At 69.5% G+C, this 4,355-nt stretch carries 3 protein-coding genes and 1 pseudogene; all 4 read right to left on the bottom strand.

Going from position 1 to position 4,355, the window contains the following annotated elements; all coding sequences use genetic code 11:
* A pseudogene (locus IH13_RS43780) lies at positions 1 to 1,552 on the bottom strand (hypothetical protein); the annotation flags it as partial.
* Entirely contained in the window at positions 1,553 to 1,918 is a 366-nt protein-coding gene (locus tag IH13_RS0135850) for a hypothetical protein (RefSeq protein WP_031091294.1), read from the bottom strand.
* The gene (locus IH13_RS45685; RefSeq protein WP_267883902.1) at positions 1,915 to 2,049 is read right to left on the bottom strand and encodes a hypothetical protein; all 135 of its coding nucleotides are present in this window, start codon (positions 2,047 to 2,049) and stop codon (positions 1,915 to 1,917) included. Before IH13_RS45685 ends, IH13_RS0135850 begins: the two co-directional genes overlap by 4 nt.
* Before the next feature lie 633 nt (positions 2,050 to 2,682).
* The gene (locus IH13_RS0135840; protein ID WP_031091291.1) at positions 2,683 to 4,059 is read right to left on the bottom strand and encodes a S41 family peptidase; all 1,377 of its coding nucleotides are present in this window, start codon (positions 4,057 to 4,059) and stop codon (positions 2,683 to 2,685) included.
* Positions 4,060 to 4,355 lie beyond the last annotated feature (296 nt).

The following is a 4,355-nucleotide window of genomic DNA, read 5'->3' as shown; positions in this document are numbered from 1 at the left end:
CGGACTCCGGAGGGGGCAGAAGCGTCTCGGCGAGCGGCGGCAGCACGGCCCGCTGCGCAACAGGCGCGGAGCCCCAGGACGGCCCCGACGCACCACTTCCGAGCAGGGCGGTGTCCGACAGACCGCTTCGGACACTGTCCGACGGCACCGGGGCGGGCGTCGAAGCGGGCCCGTCGACCGTCTGCGAGGACGTCGCGAACGGTGTGGACGTCAGAGACGTGGACGGCACGGGCGTCGTGGGCGTGCCCGACGCCCTGGGCGCTACCGACGTCGTGGCGGGCGGGGACGGAGCCGCCGGTGGGGCCTCGGGCGCCGGGGACAGGAACGCGGGCGGCACGGCCGGCAACGGCATGGTCACGGGAGGAGGCACGGTGGCCGGAGGCGTCGTGGCCACGGGATGAGGCACGGCGGCCGGAGGCGTCGTGGTCAGGGGCAGGCCGCGTTCCATGACCGTGCCGGGGCCGGTACCGGGCCCCGTGGACGGCGCCGTACGCGCGCCCGGCCCGTCGCCCGGGGTACCGCCCTTCCGCGGCGGATCATTGAGCCTGCCGGGAGCTACCGGCGGAGCGAGGAACTTGCCGTTCAGCCAGAGTGCTCCTCGGCCGACCGCCGACTCGGCGTACATGCCGAACACCCCGCTGGTGCCGGACCCCACGAAGGTCTCCCACTTGAACTCCCATGTCCCGTCGAAGAGCCCGGTGACCAGCACCTCCGCGAGCGTCTCGCTGAGTCCCGAGACGACGAAGACCGCCGGGACGTCGTACGCGTCGTTGAGTCCCTTGGACAGAACGGGATTCCGCTTCGGGAAGTCGGTGTTCAGGTGGTCGAGGTACTGGCCGCCCCCGTTTCTGAACCAGTTCTTGAAATTGTTCGAGAAGTGTCCGAAGACGCTCCCGAAGACACCCCCGAGGGCACCGAAGGCCGCCGCCTTGCCGACATCACCCCAGTCGATGCCCGACGGTCTGCGGCCCGGCGGGTTGACCGCGATCTGGGTGAGCTTGACCGCCAGCGTCTGGATCGCCTCGACGAAGGCCTCGCTGAGCGCGGGTGCGAGGTGGGTCATCCGCAGCAGCCGGTCGATGATCATCAGCAGTGCCAGCCTGCTGCGGGCCCGGGCCAGTGCCATCTGGGAGATCGAGGTGCCGCCCGTGAAGAACGCCAGGGCGGCCAGGAAGGCCAGCTCGATCAGGAGCATGACGATTTCGGCGATGATCTCCCACTTCGACTCCTGGATCTTCATCGAGTAGTCGATCTGGCCGCGCGCCATGTCGTCCAGCTGGTCGACGAACCCCTGGAGCCGGTCGACCCCTCCGTCACCCGTCAGCAGGGACAGCCCCTGGGTGTACCCACGTGCGACGTCCTCCGGAAGCGCGTGGCCGGCGTTGCGCACGGACCGCTGTATGGCGCCGCGCAGTTCGACGACCCGTTTCGCCAGGTCGAGGTAGAGGTCACGGCTGTTCCAGGCCAGGTTCTCCCTGGCCTGCAACGGCATCTCGCCGAGCAGGACCCAGAGCATCTTCCTGACGTCCTCGGGGAAATCGATCTCCCGCACTCAGTGCTTCCCCTGCCCGCCCTGGCCCTGGGAGCCCTCATGCGTTCTTCTGCCGTGGGCCTCGATCCGTTCGGTGGCGTCGGTGCGGGTGCTCTCGATGTTCTCCAGGTTGGCGAGCGTCGCCGAGACCAGTGCGTCCAGCGCCTCGTACAGTCCCTGGACGACGTCGGCGCAGTACGTGTTGTTCCGCTGGTATCGCGGACGCACCTGGAGGGCGAAGTCGTCCGTCCAGCCGGGCCAGGCCGTGTAGGCGCTCTCCTGGTGCCGGAAGTCCTGCACCATCCGCTTCGCCAGGACGGGCAGGCTCTTCATCTCCTCGACACTGCGTCGCAGACCGCTCGGGTCCGCCTCGTACACCCCGCTCATCCCCGGACGCCCTGCTCCTGGACAGGCCGGGGACCGGCCGCGGGGGCGTCGGCGGGGACGGTGAGGCCGATGGCCGGGGCGGGAGTACGGAAGGGCGGGCGGCCTGGTCCGGCCATCTCCGTGACGGTCATGGGGCCTCTCTCCTGGAGCCGTGTACGCCCGAACAGACGCCGCTGTCCGAGGTGTTGGTCCGACGGATCGTAAGCACGGAGACCCGCCTGCCGGGGCGCTCCGGCAGGCGGGGAGGCCAACCCTCCGCCGGCATTCACGGCCGCGCCCCTGACCGTTGTCCGGCCGTTCATCACTCCCGGTCCATGCTTGCGTCGCACCCGTGTATGCCCGCTCCGTGCCTGCGGTTCCGCGTGACGGGACGTCGACTGCGAGAGCAGCAGAGGTCCAACGAGTCGCTCGACGGGGCCTGACGTGCTGTTGGTCAGCGACGTCGGACGGGCGGAGGATTCACTCCTCGACACCTGCGGCGCGCGGGGCGGCGACCACGAGCGCGTACGTCTCCACGGCCCCCGGAGGCCGGTCGGCCCCCGGCGACCGTTCGGCGCCGGGACGCGCATCGCTCAGCGCCCTGGCCGTCGTCTCGGAGTGCCCCGGGCCCACCCACGCCCAGGGCCTTCAGGCCGGCCCTCGGCGCCGGCCTTGGTGCTGGTGGGCTCGTCTATTCAACTGTCGCGAGTTGTCGGTGCTGCTGAGCGTGGTTGTGACTTTCCGTGATTAGCAGCGAGATGTCCCCCAACCCCGCTGCTCTTGCGTCAGCTTGTGGTGCCGCCGCAGTTCCGTAGAACGTTCAGAGCCCTGTCGAAGGCCGAGTCCCTCTTCTTGTCGAACTCGTCCTTGGTGAAGACCGGCTCGGTGAGGTGCGGCGGAATGCCTGTGCCGTCGAAGGTCCTGCCCGAGCGGGTCAGGAACTCCTCGTTCGGTAGCCAGGCCGACATGCCGTTGGGGAGTTTGCGCTGCATGACGTCCGAGAAGACACCCTGTGTGGGCTGTCCGATCCGGACCGTCTTGCCGGGTCGGTCCATGAGGGCCTGGGTGAAGGTCTCCCCCGCGCTGACGGTCGAGCCGCCGGTCAGCACGGCGACCGGTCCGGTGTAACGGGGCCCCCGGGCGGGCGTGACATACGCGGGCTGGGGGCGGGTGTGCCGGGTGGGGTCGGCGGGGTCGTTGCGGGCCCGCTTGGAGTAGGCGAGGTAGGGGGTGTCGGTGAGGCGCTCGGCGATGTGGATTCCCAGGGCGTCGGAGCCGCCGCCATTGATCCGCAGGTCGATGACCAGGCCCTTCAGGCGCTGGGTGCGCTCCTGGTTGAGGACCGTATCCAGCGCCCTGTCGAGCTCGGTCAGCTGGGCGGCGCAGGGGGCGCCATCGCCCGCGTATCCGCCGAAGCCGGAGATCCGCAGATAGCCCTGCCCGCCGGGGAGGTCGGCGTAGGTGATCCGCCCGTTGGCGAAGTCCTGAAGATTCCGGGCGTTCTTGAGGTCGCGCGCCACGATGAACTTCTTGACCTTGGCGTCCAACTCCTCGGTGGGCACGACGGTGCCGGGGCGAACCTGCGCGAAGACGAGATCGCCGTCCTGGACGGCAACGTGGGCATCGTAGAGCGGCTTGACCATCTCGCTGAAGACGGCGTAGAGCTCGTCCCTCGTCGTCCCAACGTGTACCTGGGGGCCGTATTGGTCGCGCACAGCGTGCCAGTCGATGCCCTTGGCGGAAAAGAAAGGGTAGTTCTCCTCGAAGGACTGCCAGAAGACGTCAAAGGCAGCGAGCGGGCCCTTGGGGGCCGGACGCGCGCAGGCGTCGGGCAACTCCGGGATCCGGCGCAGGTTCCGGTCGCCGACGGAGCCTTCCACCCGCAGGAACCCGCGGTCGCGGTTTCCTTGGTTGCGCACGGTGAGGACAGTGCCGTCGGGCATGGTGTAGGTGTTGGGGCCGGTCCGCTGCGCGGAATCGCCCTTGAGACAGCTGACGGCGGTGGTCTGGTACTCTTGGAAGGTTCCGTTCCGGATGGATAGGACTGTGCCGTAGCCGTCCATGCGCCAGATTCCGTCGGTGGTCGGCTGGTGGGCGGTGGCGGCCGGCGCGGCTTGGCCGGCGAGGGCCAGGGCGACGGCGGTGGCCGTGACAATGCGCACGATCCTGCCTTCTCTGTAGGCGACTTACTCGGGACAGCCCCACGGTCGCCGACATGGCGTTCTCCCGGCCATCCGGCTGTCCGGTTGATCGAAGGTGGGGCCAGCCCCCGCAACCGGCAGAGCCCGGGGGCGATCGCGTTCAGGGACCGACCATCGCGGACCATGCCACGCTACTCATGGGCTCTCCTGTTCAGCTGCGTGTTTGCCTGGGTCATGTCCCCAGGTCCTCCTGCACGGCCAGGCACTCGGCGAGCAGGTCGACGACGTCGCGCCAGGCTCGCTGCGCGTGGCGGGCG

The organism is Streptomyces sp. NRRL WC-3549 (genome assembly GCF_000721935.1).
Lineage (GTDB): Bacteria > Actinomycetota > Actinomycetes > Streptomycetales > Streptomycetaceae > Streptomyces.
This window is presented reverse-complemented; position numbering and strand designations above follow the sequence as displayed.